We start from the raw sequence: 16,570 nt of genomic DNA, 5'->3' as shown, positions 1-16,570 counted from the left end.
TCAGCCGCCACTTGCCACGACAGCCTTGGCGCGGGCAACTGCGAGAGGAATCCTCTCCTGCTCGATGCGGCGGTTCCGTGACCATGACGGGTGCACCAGACCGAGGTAAAGCTTGCGCTCGTCGTCAGTGAGATACGGCACGGGACGAGGCTCCCGCGCTGTCAGCACAACGCCGTGCTTGTTGACGTTGGTCCCGTACCGCTCCCAGAAATCGAACGACTCAGTGTCCATGAACATCGAGCGCGCCGGGACACCAGCTGCGCGGAAGCCGTCCAATATCTCCAGCCCGTCTGCGTCCATGTCGCCCCAGTAGATGATGGCCGAGGCGTTCACGAGCCAGCCGAAGGATGCGATCGTCCCGCCTCCTCGGCCCACCCCTTCGACGCTGATGGCACCAGGAAGCTCGGGGAAGTTGACGGCGGTGTCCTTATTTTCGGAGATGATCACAACCTGCGGGGCATACGCCGGCGCGAAGCTATCTCCAACGCTGGCGCTGTCGTGCTTGCGTCCTCCTCGCGCGAGGTAATCAGGGTCGAGATAGCTGAAGTGGATCCTCGGCGGATGATTACGGGCAAGAGCGAGGTCCGGCTTTCCGGCGAGGGTCGCTACCAGATGCTGTCTGGTGTCCAGCCATTTCGCGTGGAAGCCCTCCAGCGGCACCTGCCGTGGCGTGAGACCGTCCGCAGAGTTCTCGGCGAACCACGCGCCTGCCCGCAGCAGTAAGTCGAAGTCGACGTCGGTGAAGCCGTCGACTGCTTTCAGAAGGCCGGAGAGCCCCACCAGCTCCGGGAACCGCAGGCGCAGCTCGGTCAGCCGGTCACGACCCCTCTCAAGACGGCTCTGCCACTCGGCGCCCAAAATCCGTGCAGCCTCGTCGATCGAAGGGACGAACAGGTGCGAGGGAATCGAGTGGGTGACGACACCAATACGCTTGGCACGGTCCACGAGCTCGGCGTTGAATCCCTGCGCCCAGTCGCGCCAGTCCGCGACAACACGGACCACGGTGGTGAAGTCATCTCCGATGGCGCGTGAAGAGCCCCCCGACAGCGGGAATCGATGCGGCCACGCCGCTTTGTCGCTCTCAAGGGTGAGCGTCTGCGCCCACGTCTTCGTCAGGCGGCTCTCGATCGCAGCGACAATGTCAGCGGGTTGCTTCATACTGTGGTGCTCCCGTCATCGAGCCCACGCATCTCGAGGACGTAGGACCGGTTCGTGGTGAGGTTCTTGGCGATCTCCACGATGACCTCTGCGTGGGGCTCAAGAGAAGGTGCCTTGTCGACAGGGGCACCGATGATCAGCTGAAAGCCCAGGCCGCGCCACGCCTCAACAGCGCGCGCCGTGAACTGCCCGTCCGCCTTAATGAATCCCTCGTCGAGGAAGACCGGGGCGAACCTCGGACGCGAGCGTTGCTGGTCCCCGAGCTGGAACCGCAGTGCACTACCGACGATGAAGGCGATCAGCTCCTGCATCTCGCCACCGCTCTTCCCTTGGAGCGACGTGTAGACGCTCAGGGTGGCCCCAGCGAGGTCCCGACGCTCAGCGCTGATCTCGACGTGCTGGCGGACATCGAGAAGACGGTCGCGATTTGCCACGTCGACAAGCTCCCGAGGAAGCCGCACATCGTCCTTGCGCCGGATCTGGGCCATGAATCGCCGCAGGTCCTTGAAGCGCTTCTCCAGTTCCTCGTCGCTGAACCCTGTGGTCGCCATCCGGGCATGCTGGTGCAGTTCCTTGCGGAACTGCACCACCAGGTCGCGTGTGAGTCGGCGCAAGTGGATGTGGAGCCGGTCGCTCGTGGCGCCGAACGGCAGGTCTTTGAGGATCAGGTTGATGGGTTCGAGGCGGTCCTCGATCTCCTCGATAGCCGAGCTCAGACCAGTGGCCAGCTGCTGCAAGTGCTCGCCACTCCATACCAGCAACCGGCGCCGCCACTCGTCGCGCCGCTCGCGCAAACCTGACTGCACGATGCCATCGAGAATGGCTGCGTAATCGTCGTAGAAGGAAACCGTCTCGCCGCGATTCGGGTCGTCGTCGTAATCCTTGTTGTACCGCTTGAAGATCGCCTCAAGCTGCTGCGTCAAACGCATCACCTCGACCTGGGCTTCATCGTTCCGGCGTTTCAGTTCGGTGCGCAGGCGGCTGAGCTGCCGCTCGAAGGACTCCGGGAGTTCAGCTTCGTCTACGATCACCTTCGCCCACAGGGCGTCCAGATCGCGCGCCAACTCGTCGCGAAGTAGGACTCCGGCATCGTCCACGCGGGCAAGAACGGGATTGATCTCGTCTTCACGCTCGCAATACTTCAGGTGAACATCGTTGAGGTCGCTGATCGCACGATTCAACAGGTGACGCTGCCCCTGCACGCGTTCCAGCTCGTCGCTGAGCTCTGATATCTGGCGGTCGAGCTCGCCCAAGACGTCGTTGTTGTCGCGAATCTCGTCGCGACGTCGCGACAGATCCTGCATTTCCGCCACCGCGGCGGCAACGTCGAGATCCGGCCATATCTCGCTCAGGACGCGTCCGTACGCTTCTTTCCTCGAACTGAGGGACGCGATTCCTGCGCCAATCCGGGCAGCCTCATCTTCGATTGTCTTCAGCTGCGCCTCGAGGATCTGCCGCTCCTGTGCAAGTTCAACCTTGAGGTCGGCGTTGTCGAAGCCGATGACGTTGCGCGAAGACTGGCGGCCATGGCTGCCTCGCCGCCCTCGCCGGGTCTGGCCCGCAAGAGTGATCCGCAGGTCGTTGCCATCCAGCTGCCCAGGACCCGCGACGCAGAGTGCGTTGCGTGAGGGATGCTGCACGTAGTCGGTGACCCAGCTCTGGTACGGCGAGTCCTTGAAGCGAAGCTTCCCTGCAACGCGGTCTGGCTCGAGGATCGACTGCTGCTGGGTCTTCGACCGGGCAACTCCCTCAAAGTTGAGACGCCCCTTCAGGTGCAGGGTGTCGATATTCCGGGAGAAGCGCTCCAGGTGCTCCAGCGGGACCAGCATGAGCCGGGCGCCGCTGTACAAAGAGGTCTCGATGGCGGTTCGCCAGTGCTCCTCCTCAGGCATGACGTCAATCAACTCAGCCACGAACGGGAGATCTGACAGATCGAGCCCTGAGGCCTCGGCGACCGCCTCACGCATGTCGTGGAGGTGCTGGTCGACCCGCCCCGAGCGGTTATCAAGGGAGTCCAGCTCCAGGCGGATATCTTTCAGGCGATCCCTGATCGGCCAGCTGCCCTCGCGGACCTCGTCGCGCCGAGTACTCAACCGTTCCGCTGCGTTTTCATGCTCGGTGAGGAACTCACGACCCTTTTCCTGGAGGCTCTCAAACTCCTCGCGGGATGTGATCGTCGCTGTCAGCGACATGGTGTCCTTCACCAGTCGAGCCCGGCGTTCCTCGCGTGTCTTTACCTGAGTCCCGGCAGCCTCGATCAAGTTGCCGAGGTCGATCAGCAGATCACCGCCTGCCTCGCTGTGCGCCTTCTTCGTCGCTGCGAGCTGGCTCGTGAGTCGCTGCTCCGTTGCGTGGAGTTCGTTCAGCGTCGCGCGGTCATCAAACGCAGCGGAGCGGTTCTTCTCTATGGCGCGGGCGAGGATCCCGCTATGCCGGCGCATACGCCAGAGCCCGGCTGGGGAGGATTCAGCATCCAGCGCACCGAGCTCGTTGTCATTGTCGATCGCGTCCTGCGCCCGGACCAGCGCCTCGTAGGCGCTTGTGATCGGCTCAAGCAACTCAGCGCGTTCCTGAGCCGTCACCATCTCCTGGTAGACGTCTTCCAGCCGGTCGAAGTGCTCGATCGCGGAGTCGGCCTTCTCATACGAGTCGGGCCGATCGATCACGAGGTCCTTGTACAGCTTGTCGACCGTGGAGATGTCCTCGCTGGCCTGGATGCGTGCCAAGAGACGCAGCGCGTTCGTGCCGTCACCACCCGTGCCGATGCCGAGCTTGACAAAGAGCGCCTGCGCGAAGGAGTTGTACGAGTCGAAAGTGGCCATATCTGGCCATGAGGCCTTCAGCTGGCGCGGCGGGAAGTGAAACTCGCCCATGGTCGCGAACGGCTTCAGTTCGCGCAGGTCCAATTCGCCGGGGACCGTCATCAAACGCATGACGTTGATGTCGGCTGAGCGCGCGGCACGCGCAGGAACGAAGTATGCCCGCGCCGCCGTGTGGCGCTCACCGGTCTCGCTGACGAACGTCATCGCCACAGCGCCCCAGGTGGGCGTCCCGCGGCCCCGCATCACGCGGTCGACGACTTCGCCTTCTTCGAGCGTGTCGTCGAGTTTGCCGCGGAGATAGCTCAGCAGGTTTCGCTGCTCGGCCGAGCGGGCGCGGCCTGATCCGGAGTCGTTAGACGCGCCGTTGAACGGCACGTTCGGAGGCATCATCAGCGCGAGGTACGCGTCCAGCAGCGAGCTTTTCCCTGCGCCAGACAACCCACTGATAACGGTCACCTCGGGGGCAAAACGTACGCTCGCGTGCCCGTGGAAGCCGCCCCAGTTCACGACCTGAAGCTGCTCTGCCCGCCACTGCGGCTCGTTGGTCTCGATCATCGCCGAGATCTGCTGGAGCAAGGTCACGAGGATTCCTCTTCGGTCGGTTCGGCTTCAGCCTCGGGGCCGATCTCGGGGCCGATCTGGGGGCCGGATTCATTGCGTACGTTGATCCACGTCAGCAGGTTGTTCAAAACGGGCGCCGGAAGCATCGTCTCGATCGCTGACGAGATCCGGAACACGCCGTCTTCGTTGGTTTTCATGAGAAGCCCCGCGCTCGTGAGGGCCTTGATCGCCCTGCCCGCCCTCTTGTCGTCCGAGACCTGGTTGGTGGCAGACTCCGGTCTGTTGTCGCGGAGGAACTCCAGCATGTCTGCCTCGCTGATGGGGGACTGCACCTCGCCACGAATCTCGTCGTTCCGGGCTTGGACCCGGAGGAAAACCAGCAGCGCAGTCTCCTCACGCTGCCAGATCGTGTCGTGCACGAGGGTGGGGAAATCGCGCCCACCGGTGTCGGAGCTGACAGGGCGCTTGTAGGCGACTTCGCGCTTTGCGTCGAACTTCAGCTCGAGGAAGAGGTCGTTAAGTCGCTTGCTGATCGCCTGCCGCGAGGCGATGAGCGTATTCCACTCCTTCGGGTGGCTCTCGGATGTGATGAACCGATTCTTCAGCAGCACGACAAGGGCGCGACGCTCCTCGAGGTAGAGCCCGCCCTCGTCACCGTCGAAGTATGAGTTTGTGGAGGCTGGCTCAACGTCCTCAACAGCCGTGCTCGCGACTTCGTCGCGGATGTCCTCGACTATTCCCTCGGCAACAGGCACAGCCGGGTCACCCCATTCGGGTTCCACGACGTCGCCGCGGGTCTGCTCGATAAAGCTCACAGTTCTTCCTCCTCCGGGGAGCTGCCTGGTGCAAGCACCGGCACATTGAACATCCGCGTGGTCCCATCGGGGCGGATAGCGAAATAAGTCTCAGTCTCGGGTGTCGGGGCGAGGTCGTCATTGTTGGTCGCCAGGTGAAGCAGGCCCAGCACGTCCACCGGCCGGCGTAACTCTTTGGGCAGTTCAGCAAACAGCTCGCCCAGACTCCACTCTCCTGCCCGGTGCTGTGCCTCCTCCAGCGCAGCGTGAAGCTCCGCCATCCGGGGACCACCTCGTTGACGAAGCTCTTCCATCGAGAGCCCTTCGGGCTGCTCGTCATCAGCCTCCGGAAGATCGGGAAGAGGCACGTCGTCGGAGGGGTCGTAATACCGCTCCCGCAGGTGCTCGATTTCCACCTGTCCTGGCAGCAGGCTGACCGGTACGCTTTCCCGCGGCCCTGCTGTCGATAGCCACGTGGACACTGCGCCCTCCAGCGACCTCAAAACACGGTCGAGCTCTCGGTCCTTGGCTGCGTCTCTTGTGGTGATGTAGGTCCGCAACACCTCCGTGACCCGGCTCCGCTGATCCAGCACAGAGTCGAGGCCCTGCCTCATCAAAGGCACGATGCCGCGCAACTCCACACGGTCGCTATCCACGAGGAACGACTCACCCTGGTCAATCAGGACGTTCACATCCTGGCGGAGCTGACCCAGAAGCTCGTCATCGCGCAGGAGCACGAAGGCCCCGTCGAATGCCCGCCCCTCCGGTGTGGAGGCGTGCAGCTGGTCGATGCGTTCCAGATACCGGTCGATGACCTCTCCCGGGACCCGGCGCTCTGAACGAAAGTCCTCCAGGATCTCGCTGCGCACTGTACGGAAAGCCTCTTCGACGCGCTTGAAATCCGATGGCAGCTGCGCAACGAGCGAAAGCAACTCAGCGAATCCCTCCGCCATGCGGTCTTCATTTATCGCCTTGATCTCGCCGCCGGCGTTCAGCCTGTCGCGCTCCACCGTCCGCTCGATGATCTCCGCATCCAGAATGGCGACGCGCGACTCGCGGTCAGGGTTGCTCTCGAGATTGATCCGCCTGGCCGTTGCGAGGATGTTCGAGATACGGTGCTCGCTCAGGCCCGTTCGCTCTTGACGGAGATTCGCGATGAAGTCGAGCGCCTGCTGCGCATGCGACGTCAGCGAGTAGACCTCGTTGCCATCCTGAGTTGTGGACTTGATGAGCCACTGGGACTTCGTCCACCGCATGCAAACCTCCCGGCCAGACCCCGTGGGCACATCATCAGCGCCCGAGGTGGTCATCTCGGCGAGCAGGCTGTCGACCAGAATGTGCAGCCTCGCCGTCGGCACCATCCGCGTCTCGCGCGAGAAACAGGTATTCAGCACAGCGACGACCGCAGGTGCCTGCCGCTGGTGCAGGAGCGTCAGCGTCGGCCGCTCGAACGCGTCAGAGACCCGAGCAAGCTCTCCTGTGATCTCGCTCACTCGTCAGTCCCCTCGCCGGTGAATGCACTGTCGTGTCCCAGCTTGACAGCGACCACGGACATTCCGGACTATGAAGGACGCCTTTCGCACACCCAGTAAGGGTGGGCGCGTTTCACGCACGGTTACGAACCCGAACGGGAACGTTGCTGGCGCTCGAGACCGCGTCGACGGCGGGTTCGCAAGCGGTTCGTACGGGTCTATCCCGCTTCCTAGAGGGACAGAACGCGCGTCCGTCCGTCAGCCGCCGCGACAAGTGCGGCTGCCGCCCGAACACGTTCATCACCACCAATCGTCGGACTCGACAATCGCGCGCACTTCGCTCACGTCGCCTCCATCGCGGAGGAACACGGCCGGCGTCTTGCGGCCTTTTGCGACTAAATCCTCCTGGGGTGTTGACATGAAGCCAGCCACGCTGTGCCAACCCCATCGCGGGGTTAGTACCTTGATGACTTCGGCGAGCCCCGGAAGGAGTTTGTCGGGGGATCCCAAGTTGAATTGCCAGCTGGGGAAACGGAGTCGGCCGGAAATCTCGACTCCGTACAGGCGCCCCTCGGAGACGGCCGTCGTTACGGCTCCTTCATCCCATCCCAGGAAGCCGGCGGCGTCTTCAAGGGACATCGTGGCACAGAGGTTCGACAAGAAAGCGTCGATCGCACCGAGTTGCAGCGAGCCTTTGTCGACGTCTCTCTTCGCGTCTGCCAGCTCCTCGGCAGTGAAGCTACCCGATTCAATCAAGAACTCCTCCTGCTGTTTGCTCAGTCGCCCATCCCGCGAAACAGGCCTGAGGGTGAGCGCGAACTCCGTCACGGCGTCCACCAGATAAGGTCCGTCCGCGGCCAGATGGGCAATCGCGTCCGCGAGGCGCCTGACGGCCTCATCCGAAACTGGGGTGCCGATTAGTCCATCGGCGTTGTCGGGGCTGGGTGTGGAATCGGTCACATCCAGCAGGGTAAGGGCTTATCGAAGCGATCGCGAGGGCGCCCGAAGACCTTGAAGCGAGGGCAGTGGGGCGAATGTTGTCGTACACGAGCGCAAACGGTCATCGCAAAATCAACAAAAAATGTTGGTCCCCAGAGGGCATGTGCAGATACGAAGAAGTGGACGGAAGAAGTTCGTTTCGGAGGCTTCACGGCATGCAACGTCCACCGCTACCAGTGCCGAGGGGCATTCGTCGATTTGCCCTTACAGCTTTCCGCTGTTCAGTCATCAATAATTCAATACTGCTCAATCGCAGGACCGCAATTTGAACCGATGCTGGCCAGAATTTGGACCGATGCTGGCCAGAATTTGCCCATATAGGACCAGATCATGGCCTCTTCCGGACCAGCTCGTGGACACTGGCTGCCCACAGAGGATGGCGCTCAAGTCTGGCCGCGATTAGACCAGGAGGTGGCCGTCTAACGGTCGGCTCGTGGTCACTCACTGGACTCCGGGCATCAGGCCCTACAGGTCGACCGCAGCGGGGCCGTGGTGTGGGCATCTGCTGGTCAGCTTACGGTCATGCGGTGCCCGGTGGCATCTAGATAGCGCTCTTGAACGCTTCCTTCTCTCTGCTCGAGAGCAGGACTCGAATATTCGCCGGAACCGTTCAGTCTTCATGGCGCGCGCGCTCGATCCCGGCGCGGGTCCAGGGCGGCTTTCAAAGGCGGTATCAGGCACTTCGGGACAGCAACGGGCGGTTGGAGCCACGTTGCGGACGTGCTCGAAACAGGGGTCTTAATCAAGCCCCGCAACTTCGGCAGAACAACGTTTCCGGCTGCACCTCAGGGACCAGAATCCGATTTCACGTGCGGAACCTTCTGGCGTGAATGCGCCCTTCCGGATAGTGAAGAGGTCTCCGCGATGCTCCGACCTGCGCTGTCGTGAGGCGAAGGCAGCCGCGTACCCGCGTCTGCGTCGGTGTCAGGCGAGCATGATGTCAAGGGGTATCAATACGCGCTCCGTCGCTTCGCTCGATGCTTGGACCCACGGTGCCACTTCGTTCTAAACCGTGGGTCCAAGCAAACCCCGACTTACCAGCGAAAAATGATGGCACTGGACCCACCACTTCGCATTGGAACCTGCGGTTTCAGCAGTGGGTCCAGACACGTTGGAACCATCCTTTTCCGCTGATCACATCAGCAATATGACTCGATCCTCCGCTAAAGCTCCGGATTCGAGGGAAAAAGGAAGAAGGGCATAAGGAAAATTGGCACCACCCTGCGTTTCCATTCCGCTTCGCTGCATGGAATCTTGCTTGGTGGTCGGCGTAGCCGACGATTTCTCGCAGCCCACAGGACCATCGCTTCGCTCGGTCTGTTGGGCTTCTCGCCGCTCGTCACTGCGCTCCTCGGGTCCTTACTGCGTCGCTACGCTCCTTGCCCTTCGACGCCCCATCTGGGGCCTCGAAGGGTGCCCGCCAACGATGCCTCGGCTCCGCTTCGCTGCGTCTTGGACACCGTTGGTCGATCACGCGCTTCGCGACATTGATCACGGATGCGGCAAGGCCGCTGAGGAGGGCAACGGAAAGGCTGGCGCCGATCGGTCGCAGCACGCTGTTCATCGAGCGGCCCGAGATGAGGAGTGCTCGACCGAATCTCGAAGGTCTGATCGATTGGTCGTGGTCCTCAGTGACATCCTCTGGACGAGCGTCTGACAACCACGTCCTTTCGGTAATGACTCTTTGGAAAGATTCCGCATGCGAAAGCCGTGCGCTCTTAGCGATCGCACCGGCCGGACGCTGCCTACTGAAAGGCGCGACCCGCGGGACCATGACGAATATCGCGGCTCTTTTTCAGGGGTCGGCGAACTCGGATGGCGAGGTGTGGGCGTTGTTTTTCTAACACGGCGCTGCAGTTCGAGACCTACGAGACCGACCTCGCGGAGAAGCAGAGCGGGCAGCGAAGATGCGCGCACTACTCTCGGAGCGCCTCGACTACGAGCCGCTGCCCGCAGACGACGATGCGCTCCGCGACCGCCTCAGGCGTTGGCCCAGACGAACCTCCTGCTACAAACACGGATTCGAAGTCCGCACAGCCTGCGCAGCGGCGTCAAGGCGTAGTTGCTCACCGTTCTGGCTGAGGCTAGCTGTCTCGGTGGAGCTGCGACGCGAGTTCCGACACAGATTGGGCAAGGAAGTCGACGGCCCTGGCTAGATCGACAACACCCGGATCGTCAGCAATTCCGTTCACTCGCTTCGCTGCCGTTGATGCCTTATCCGCCAGTTCGCGAGCCGTGATATATGACATGTACTTGCCTTCGTCCACCGGTATCCGGTATGCAGAGCCATCTGTGCACACAACTGCCCACACAAGCTCACTCGACGGCGCGAAGAACCGCCAGAACGTTACGGAACGAGTGCTCAATCAGCCTGATTAACAATCAGATACTCCCCGCGCGGGGGCTACCGGTTGCCCCAGGTCGCCCGTATAGACTCTCTACATGGTTCCCCCGCTGACACTAGAACGGCCCGTCGACCGGGTACACGCTCCGGTTGGCAACGACGGCCTAACTGACACCGAGCGTGAGGGTTATGCAGCTGCGTATCGGCTAGGTGCCGCCCGGCCACTCGACGAGGCGGAGCACGAAGCGATGGCGCAGTGGCTCGCCAAGCGTGACCAACGCTAACCATCTGGAGTGGGTGAAGGGCGATAGAACCCATCTCTCCGCCCTTGAACGTTTCGTATGTACTACTCCGGCCGGACGAACCTACGACCCTCATCGCGGTAGATACCACCCTCGCCCATGGGAGCTCGAGGTTCAGTCTTGGTTTCGAGGACAGATGCTCCCCGTGCCCCCCTCAGAGGTAGCCCTGCTGGCGCTCGATCCCGAGACCGACTGCGTAGCTAGTGCTTGTCACTTCGGATTCGATGAGTCCGGAGAACAGTTCATCATTCGTGCTCTCGCGATCAACGTCGACTATCAGCGACGAGGACTCGGTACCAAGACGCTCGGAATCGCCCTCAATGCTCTTGCAGACACAAAAAAGGCATCCGGGATCGACTGCGGTGTGTTCGCCCGGATTCACCCCTTGAACGAGCCGAGCCGCCAACTCTTCACGAACGCCGGATTTATATGCCTAGGTACGTTTACTGCAAATCTCGACACTTGGGTGTACATGGAGTAGGCCGTGAGGCGGCCGAGAAGCCCAGCGATGGAGAACGACGCGCCGAATTGCCCGCGCTGCTTGGTGCGCCTCGAGGTGGCTGGTACCGAGCAGCACCCTTACTGGATGTGCCCAGAATGCCGCGTCGCGTACGTGGGCCGGGTTGCCCTCATTTGATGATGGATTGCCGCCTGCCACGGGGGCAGTAGCAGGCGACCAACCTCACCGTATCGCCAGGATGCACACACATTTGCCCGCACGTTGCCCGTCTGGAGCGAGGGTCGCGCGCCATCACTGAGGGCACGGGCAGAAGGCGATCTGATTCAGAGTCAGATACGCCGTCCAACACGCATACCCAAAGGTCCCTACGTCGCTCACTTGGCGCCGCGGAAGGCTCAACCGACTCGCCCAAGGAGAACTGTGCGGGCTCGTTGCTCCTCCTACAGTTGAGCCAGCGATGTTAGATACCGCACCGATCGAGGAGAAACATGATGAGCGCCAGGCACGACTTTCCGAAGACCGCACAGCAGTTTGCTGAGAACGCGGCAGATCATGCCGACTCCGCCGTGCGTGTGATGAACGACGCCGAGCTGTCCGACTTCCGAGACCGCGCCTTCGAAGAGATGGGGTTCGCAATCCACCAGCTTGGGCTCGCCGTCGCAAAGATCGCGGAGAGCAAGAACCTCTGAGCCAATCTCAACCGCACGAGCCGCGGCCGATCAGCTGACGCACACGTGCACGCGGCTGCGCGCGCGTTTCGGACTGAACTGGTGCACCACTCGCGTTCATGACGTACATGCGCACAGGCACGCGCACGGGTGGTGTCGAATGTTGACCGGAGAGACGCTCGGGCTGGCTGCGTGACTTACGTGTGCACGCGTCTCCGCGCATTTGAGCCGAGACCGGTCAACGCTTCCCTGATTGTCAGAGCGCCCATTGCAGACGTAGATAACCGCTGATGCACCGTTTCAACATGGTCAACGCCATCGGCGCATATCGCCTCCTCAGCGGTGTGCCTCAGTTCCGTCGCGCCAGTGGGCAACGGACGGTGAGGCATGGGGCAAGCGCGCTCTTCACGCCGCCATCAGGTCGCGCGGTCGGTTCTCCCGGCTAACCAGCCAGGCGCTAAGGTCCTCCGGGTCAATGCGCCACCGCGCTGACTTCCCGTAAGACCCGACGTTCATTGCACGGATCTCTCCCTTCGCGATGAGCTGACGCACCCACCACTCGGTGAGTCCAGTCAGCTCGGCTGCGTCCTTGACGGTAAGAAGCGTGCACTCACCCTTGGCTTGCCTTAGTTGCGTAGTAATAGTCACGGTACCAATTTACTACATTTTGTAGCATATGGTAGTAAATCTGTGGCAGTCTGTATTAGGTAAATCAGCGACCATCTAATCACGGAGAACAACAGGAGGGCCCAACATGGCTTTGCACGACTTCACCTCTGGCAGTGAGCCACCGCAGCCATCGAGCGACTCGATGCAACTCCCCGCAGAGTCCTTAATCCTCAACGCTACGTACAAGAAGTCCGGTCTGACTGCGGCCGACCTGGCTGCCGCTACCGGCCTGAGCCTGGGAGCCACCCGGATTGCGCTCTCCGGGATCCGGTACCGCGACGGGGAACCCAAGGTGACCGTCCCGCCCGACCAGACGCTCGCCCTACTTGCCTCCGCTTTGGGAATCGCGCCGGCCGTCCTAAGTGGTCTCGGCCGCGACAGGGCAGCCGAACTCCTCGCCGAAGCGAAGAGCACCGTGGCTGCCCCCGACCTCAACACCACGGCTGCCATCGCTGCGCGGGAGTCTCTGACCCGTCAGGTGCTCGCTGTGTTCTCAACCGACGAGCTGCGGGCCGAGATCGCCCGCCGAACCGAGTCTGAGCGATGACCGTCTATGACCTTTGGAAGAACCTCCCCAAAGACGAAATTGCTAGACGCCGGCAGGCGGGCCGTGATCGCTGGCAGCGACGCTGGCGCGAAGGAACAGGCCGCGACGCCTCGCAGCGCAAGCAGTCATACAAAGAGCATCAGAAGGCTCAGGCGCTTCTCGACGATGCGAACCAGATGCAGAACCCGAAGGCGCAACGCATCCGTCGGGATTCGCTCACCGTCGGTACGCTCCTCGACCGCCACGTAGCTGCCAAAGCTGACCGAGCACCGAAGACCCTCGAGGCCGATCGTCACCACGCCCAAGGCGTCCGAAACCACTTCGGTGATCGACTGGTGTCCACGATCGACACCACGGAGATCGAGATCTGGTCGCAGCGGAATGATGTTGCCCGCTCGAGCCGGAAGAAGCAGCTTGAGATCCTACGTGCTGCAATCAAGCGGGGGATCCGTGACACTTTGGTCGACCGTGACCCCACCGACGGTATCGTCGTCTCACTCGGGCACAAGGAGCTCCCGCATTGGTCGTCCGCGGAGCTGATCGCCGTGATCGGAGCTGCGGCAAGCGACAGGGAGAAGGCTCTTTTGTCGGTTCTCGGCCTCATGGGGCTACGGTCGGGCGAAGCCCGCACGCTGCTCGTTGGCGACCTGGCGCGTGGCCACCTCAGCGTCAAGAACTCTGGCGGTGAGACCGACACAACGAAGACCAGGGCGAGTCGTCGCGTACTCCCAGTTCCAAAAGCGGTGTTGCCCCTTCTTGAGTATCAGGTCGGCGGGCGCCTCCAGACCGATTGGATGTTCCCGAGTCCGCGGACGCCTGGTCAGCCGATCGGCAAGAGTTACGTCTCGGACGCTGTGACCCGTGCCGTGGCTCGAGCGAACCAGGATCGCCGACAACCCGTCGAGCGCATCAACGTCCATGGACTTCGCCACACCTTCGCGGCCATCGCGCTTTCGGAGGCGGGAGCTGACTTGCTGTCGGTATCTCGCGCCATGGGCCACGCCAGACCGTCGATCACGCTCGACCAGTACGGCCATCTAGCCCCGGCGGGACTTGCGCCTCTCATGGCCAAGATGGACGCGCTTACCGACGGTGTGCTCTAGAGGCGAACCGGGCAACAGGCAGCCTCCCGATGTTCCTCTTGACAGAGCCTCCTCCTCTTCCTCCTAATAGCTCCTGCTGTCCTCTTAATAGAAGGACGCTTCGGTGGATACGCTGATGAGCATGTTCCTTAGCTCCCCTCGCGGCTTTCGCTCCTCCCAGACTCGTGACGAGCGTCTCGCAATGCTGGACGAGGTCGACCGTGTCCAGCCTCTCCGGGAGTGGGCGATGTCGGTGGAGGCCCGAATGCCAGGCCGCATCGTTCCGAGCTTCGATCCCGCCGAGGCCGGCGTTGAAGCTCGCACGCTGTTCGTACTTGAAGCTCCCGGACCGATGACCAATGCTGTTAGCGGGAGTCGGCGCCCAGGATCCGGGTTCATCTCCGTCGACAACGATGACGTGACCGCGGAGAATCTCTGGCGGGCAAGGGAGGCGGCGGGATTGCACAGCGGCTTCCTCGCCTGGAACATAGTCCGGTGGTATCTCGGACCGGCATCCGTGAAGCCGAAGGTCGCCGAAGTGGCCGAGGGAGCGGCCTCTCTACTTGAGCTGATGCGACTGCTTCCACGGCTCGAGACGGTCGTGCTGTCCGGCCGGTTTGCTCAGCGCGGCTGGCAAGCGAACATAGAACGATCGTTGCGGCGACCTGTACTGAACGTGGTCGAGACTTGGCATCCGGGGCCGAAATCGATGAACCAGCCCGGGAAGCGCGCCGATTTGATCGCCGCTCTGCGAGGCGTGGCAAACGGTCAGCGAAACGGTGCGCCCTAGGTGCGCCTCGACTAATTCCCACACTGCCCCTGATCAGGGAAAACGCGCTCTATCATCATGCTTTGCAAGCAGGAGGTCAGGGGTTCGATTCCCCTAGGCTCCACAAAAAATACGCCTTCCTCATCATGAGGTGGGCCTTTTTCGTACCAGGCACCGAAGCAGCCGCATGAGTATGGTGACCTCATGGATATTCGAGTGGCTGCGTACGGAGTTATCATCGATGGCGATCGCATCCTCCTCGCCCACTGGCGTGAACACGGCCGCAGCGGCTGGACGTTGCCCGGTGGTGGCATTGATCCGGGCGAAGACCCAGCGGACGCCGCCGTTCGCGAGATCTTCGAGGAGACCGGCTATACAGCCGAGCTGGCTGACCTTCTCGGTATCTCCTCATTCGTGGCGCAGCCGGAGGACCGCCTTACGCCGGGTGCGACAGAAGCGCTGCACGGCCTGCGGATCATTTACCGGGCCCACGTGACCGGCGGCGAGCTCACCCACGAGATCGGCGGATCGACTGATCAGGCCGCATGGCATCCTCTGGCAGCGATCCCGTCCCTCAACCACGTGGCTCTCGTCGACGTGGCCCTCGGCATGCTGTAACCTCTCGGCACAGTTACATTGAGGCGGTCCGCACCCCAGCCCGGATCGCAAACAGGGCTTGCCCTCAACAGAAAATGGCCGGTCCCAAACGGGACCGGCCATTTTCAGAAGCAGGAATTCAGAGGTTGGGCAGTGCCGGCTCTTCATCCGCGACCCAGAGCTCGTCGTCTGCCCGGAAGGTCTGCCAGACGGCATACGCCACGCCGGCAGCAGCGAGAACGCCTGCGCCGACGGCGATGACGCTGCCGACATTGGACTTCTTGGGCGGCGGCTTCGGCTGGAAGCGCTCGAGGGCCGCACGGACCCGGTGGTCCTTCGCGATGTCTCCGATGGACAACGCTGTACCGACGACCCCACCGAGAACCGGGAGGACCGTCTTGTCGAGGCCACGCTTTGCACCCTCGACAACGCCGCGAGACGCAGCGTATCCGCGGTCGACGACCGGCTGGACCTTGTGCTCGTACGTGCTCACGACGGAGGGAACGACCTGTTCACGGCCATATGCACCCAACTGCCTGCTCGCCTCACGGGCGACATGGTTGGCGTGGTCAAGAATCTCCTGTTGGGCTCGCCACAACTCATTGGCCTCACCCTTGAGTCGCTTGAGTTCTTTCTTGCGCTTGCGTGACAGACTCACCGCTGACCTCCATTGATCTCGTTTTTGACGCGACAGAACTCCATCTTGCCACCGAATGCCCCGAACACCACCCGGACGGGGTCGATGGTTGTGTAAGAATTGAAAACATGTCAAAGCACACCGCTGTCGCAACCCTCCACACCAACTACGGCGATATCAAGGTCAACCTCTTCGGAGACCACGCCCCCAAGACGGTCAAGAACTTCGTAGGACTCGCCACGGGCGAGGCGGACTGGACCGACGAGCGCACCGGTGAGACCAAGAAGAACACGCCGCTCTACAACGGCGTCATCTTCCACCGCATCATCCCCGGCTTCATGATCCAGGGCGGAGACCCGCTCGGCAACGGTACCGGTGGCCCCGGATACAAGTTCGACGACGAGATCAACCCGGAACTCAACTTCAACGAGCCGTACATGCTCGCGATGGCAAACGCCGGAAAAATCGCAGGCAAGGGCACCAACGGGTCGCAGTTCTTCATCACCGTCGGCAACACGAGCTGGCTCCAGGGCAAGCACACTATCTTCGGTGCTGTCGAAGATGAAGCCAGCCGCAAGGTCGTCGACAAGCTCGCTGAGGTTCCTCGTGACGCCCGTGACCGCCCCCTCGACGACATCGTCATCGAGAGCGTCACGGTTGCCGACGCCTAAACAGCGAACAACAACCGG

The 16,570-nt window shown here is 62.1% G+C and carries 16 protein-coding genes; 8 read left to right on the top strand and 8 right to left on the bottom strand.

Annotation, left to right across the window (positions count from 1 at the left end; all coding sequences use genetic code 11):
* The 6 genes from BM197_RS03120 to BM197_RS16195 all read right to left on the bottom strand — a co-directional run bounded on the left by BM197_RS03120 (position 1) and on the right by BM197_RS16195 (position 10,055).
* Entirely contained in the window at positions 1–1,158 is a 1,158-nt protein-coding gene (locus tag BM197_RS03120) for a Wadjet anti-phage system protein JetD domain-containing protein (protein WP_090708686.1), read from the bottom strand.
* Positions 1,155–4,562 carry an ATP-binding protein gene (locus tag BM197_RS03115; protein ID WP_090708685.1) on the bottom strand — a complete coding sequence of 1,136 codons (3,408 nt, stop codon included), beginning with the start codon at positions 4,560–4,562 and terminating at the stop codon, positions 1,155–1,157. The genes BM197_RS03120 and BM197_RS03115 overlap by 4 nt, the downstream gene beginning before the upstream one ends.
* The gene (locus BM197_RS03110; RefSeq protein WP_090708683.1) at positions 4,559–5,356 is read right to left on the bottom strand and encodes a DUF4194 domain-containing protein; all 798 of its coding nucleotides are present in this window, start codon (positions 5,354–5,356) and stop codon (positions 4,559–4,561) included. The genes BM197_RS03115 and BM197_RS03110 overlap by 4 nt, the downstream gene beginning before the upstream one ends.
* Positions 5,353–6,828: a DUF3375 domain-containing protein gene (locus BM197_RS03105; RefSeq protein ID WP_090708681.1), complete on the bottom strand. Its 1,476-nt coding sequence runs from the start codon at positions 6,826–6,828 to the stop codon at positions 5,353–5,355. Before BM197_RS03105 ends, BM197_RS03110 begins: the two co-directional genes overlap by 4 nt.
* 279 nt (positions 6,829–7,107) lie before the next feature.
* On the bottom strand, positions 7,108–7,767 hold the full coding sequence (locus tag BM197_RS03100; RefSeq protein ID WP_090708679.1) for a hypothetical protein: 660 nt from the start codon (positions 7,765–7,767) through the stop codon (positions 7,108–7,110).
* A 2,123-nt stretch (positions 7,768–9,890) separates the two neighbouring features.
* Positions 9,891–10,055 (bottom strand): hypothetical protein, encoded by a 165-nt coding sequence (locus BM197_RS16195; protein WP_177216693.1) that lies wholly within the window; start codon positions 10,053–10,055, stop codon positions 9,891–9,893.
* A 193-nt stretch (positions 10,056–10,248) separates the two neighbouring features.
* Between BM197_RS16195 and BM197_RS16015 the strand changes: the two genes are divergently transcribed.
* The 3 genes from BM197_RS16015 (at position 10,249) to BM197_RS03085 (ending at position 11,601) form a co-directional block, all read left to right on the top strand.
* Positions 10,249–10,434: a hypothetical protein gene (locus BM197_RS16015; RefSeq protein WP_143094964.1), complete on the top strand. Its 186-nt coding sequence runs from the start codon at positions 10,249–10,251 to the stop codon at positions 10,432–10,434.
* A gap of 154 nt (positions 10,435–10,588) precedes the next feature.
* Entirely contained in the window at positions 10,589–10,933 is a 345-nt protein-coding gene (locus tag BM197_RS03090; protein WP_090708675.1) for a GNAT family N-acetyltransferase, read from the top strand.
* A 467-nt stretch (positions 10,934–11,400) separates the two neighbouring features.
* Positions 11,401–11,601 (top strand): hypothetical protein, encoded by a 201-nt coding sequence (locus BM197_RS03085; protein ID WP_090708673.1) that lies wholly within the window; start codon positions 11,401–11,403, stop codon positions 11,599–11,601.
* 384 nt (positions 11,602–11,985) lie between these two features.
* Here the strand turns inward: BM197_RS03085 and BM197_RS03080 are convergent, their stop codons facing one another.
* Positions 11,986–12,228, bottom strand: coding sequence for a helix-turn-helix domain-containing protein (locus BM197_RS03080; protein WP_177216692.1), 243 nt, complete (start codon positions 12,226–12,228; stop codon positions 11,986–11,988).
* A 106-nt stretch (positions 12,229–12,334) separates the two neighbouring features.
* Here BM197_RS03080 and BM197_RS03075 point away from each other — a divergent pair, with 106 nt between their 5' ends.
* From BM197_RS03075 to BM197_RS03060, 4 genes are all read left to right on the top strand, one after another.
* Positions 12,335–12,796, top strand: a complete 462-nt coding sequence (locus BM197_RS03075; protein ID WP_090708669.1) for a hypothetical protein — start codon at positions 12,335–12,337, stop codon at positions 12,794–12,796.
* The gene (locus BM197_RS03070) at positions 12,793–13,899 is read left to right on the top strand and encodes a tyrosine-type recombinase/integrase (protein WP_090708667.1); all 1,107 of its coding nucleotides are present in this window, start codon (positions 12,793–12,795) and stop codon (positions 13,897–13,899) included. The genes BM197_RS03075 and BM197_RS03070 overlap by 4 nt, the downstream gene beginning before the upstream one ends.
* Positions 13,900–14,014: 115 nt before the next feature.
* A complete protein-coding gene (locus BM197_RS03065) occupies positions 14,015–14,668 on the top strand; it encodes a uracil-DNA glycosylase (protein ID WP_245762349.1) in 654 nt (217 codons plus the stop codon).
* A gap of 183 nt (positions 14,669–14,851) precedes the next feature.
* Positions 14,852–15,265 (top strand): NUDIX hydrolase, encoded by a 414-nt coding sequence (locus tag BM197_RS03060; RefSeq protein WP_177216691.1) that lies wholly within the window; start codon positions 14,852–14,854, stop codon positions 15,263–15,265.
* 118 nt (positions 15,266–15,383) lie between these two features.
* Here the strand turns inward: BM197_RS03060 and BM197_RS03055 are convergent, their stop codons facing one another.
* Positions 15,384–15,902 carry a hypothetical protein gene (locus BM197_RS03055; protein ID WP_090708661.1) on the bottom strand — a complete coding sequence of 173 codons (519 nt, stop codon included), beginning with the start codon at positions 15,900–15,902 and terminating at the stop codon, positions 15,384–15,386.
* Between the two features lie 107 nt (positions 15,903–16,009).
* Here BM197_RS03055 and BM197_RS03050 point away from each other — a divergent pair, with 107 nt between their 5' ends.
* Positions 16,010–16,552, top strand: coding sequence for a peptidylprolyl isomerase (locus BM197_RS03050; protein WP_090708659.1), 543 nt, complete (start codon positions 16,010–16,012; stop codon positions 16,550–16,552).
* The last annotated feature ends 18 nt before the right edge of the window (positions 16,553–16,570 follow it).

Source organism: Mycetocola miduiensis (assembly GCF_900115155.1).
GTDB lineage: Bacteria > Actinomycetota > Actinomycetes > Actinomycetales > Microbacteriaceae > Mycetocola_A > Mycetocola_A miduiensis.
The sequence above is the reverse complement of the archived record's forward strand: the minus strand, read 5'-3'. Positions and strand labels throughout refer to the sequence as shown.

Coding starts and splice junctions, on each gene's coding strand:
- BM197_RS03050 (WP_090708659.1), top strand. CDS start 16,010: ATGTCAAAGCACACCGCTGTCGCAACCCTCCACACCAACTACGGCGAT.
- BM197_RS03120 (WP_090708686.1), bottom strand. CDS start 1,158: ATGAAGCAACCCGCTGACATTGTCGCTGCGATCGAGAGCCGCCTGACG.
- BM197_RS03090 (WP_090708675.1), top strand. CDS start 10,589: ATGCTCCCCGTGCCCCCCTCAGAGGTAGCCCTGCTGGCGCTCGATCCC.
- BM197_RS03070 (WP_090708667.1), top strand. CDS start 12,793: ATGACCGTCTATGACCTTTGGAAGAACCTCCCCAAAGACGAAATTGCT.
- BM197_RS03075 (WP_090708669.1), top strand. CDS start 12,335: ATGGCTTTGCACGACTTCACCTCTGGCAGTGAGCCACCGCAGCCATCG.
- BM197_RS03065 (WP_245762349.1), top strand. CDS start 14,015: ATGAGCATGTTCCTTAGCTCCCCTCGCGGCTTTCGCTCCTCCCAGACT.
- BM197_RS03060 (WP_177216691.1), top strand. CDS start 14,852: ATGGATATTCGAGTGGCTGCGTACGGAGTTATCATCGATGGCGATCGC.
- BM197_RS03085 (WP_090708673.1), top strand. CDS start 11,401: ATGATGAGCGCCAGGCACGACTTTCCGAAGACCGCACAGCAGTTTGCT.
- BM197_RS16195 (WP_177216693.1), bottom strand. CDS start 10,055: ATGTCATATATCACGGCTCGCGAACTGGCGGATAAGGCATCAACGGCA.
- BM197_RS16015 (WP_143094964.1), top strand. CDS start 10,249: ATGGTTCCCCCGCTGACACTAGAACGGCCCGTCGACCGGGTACACGCT.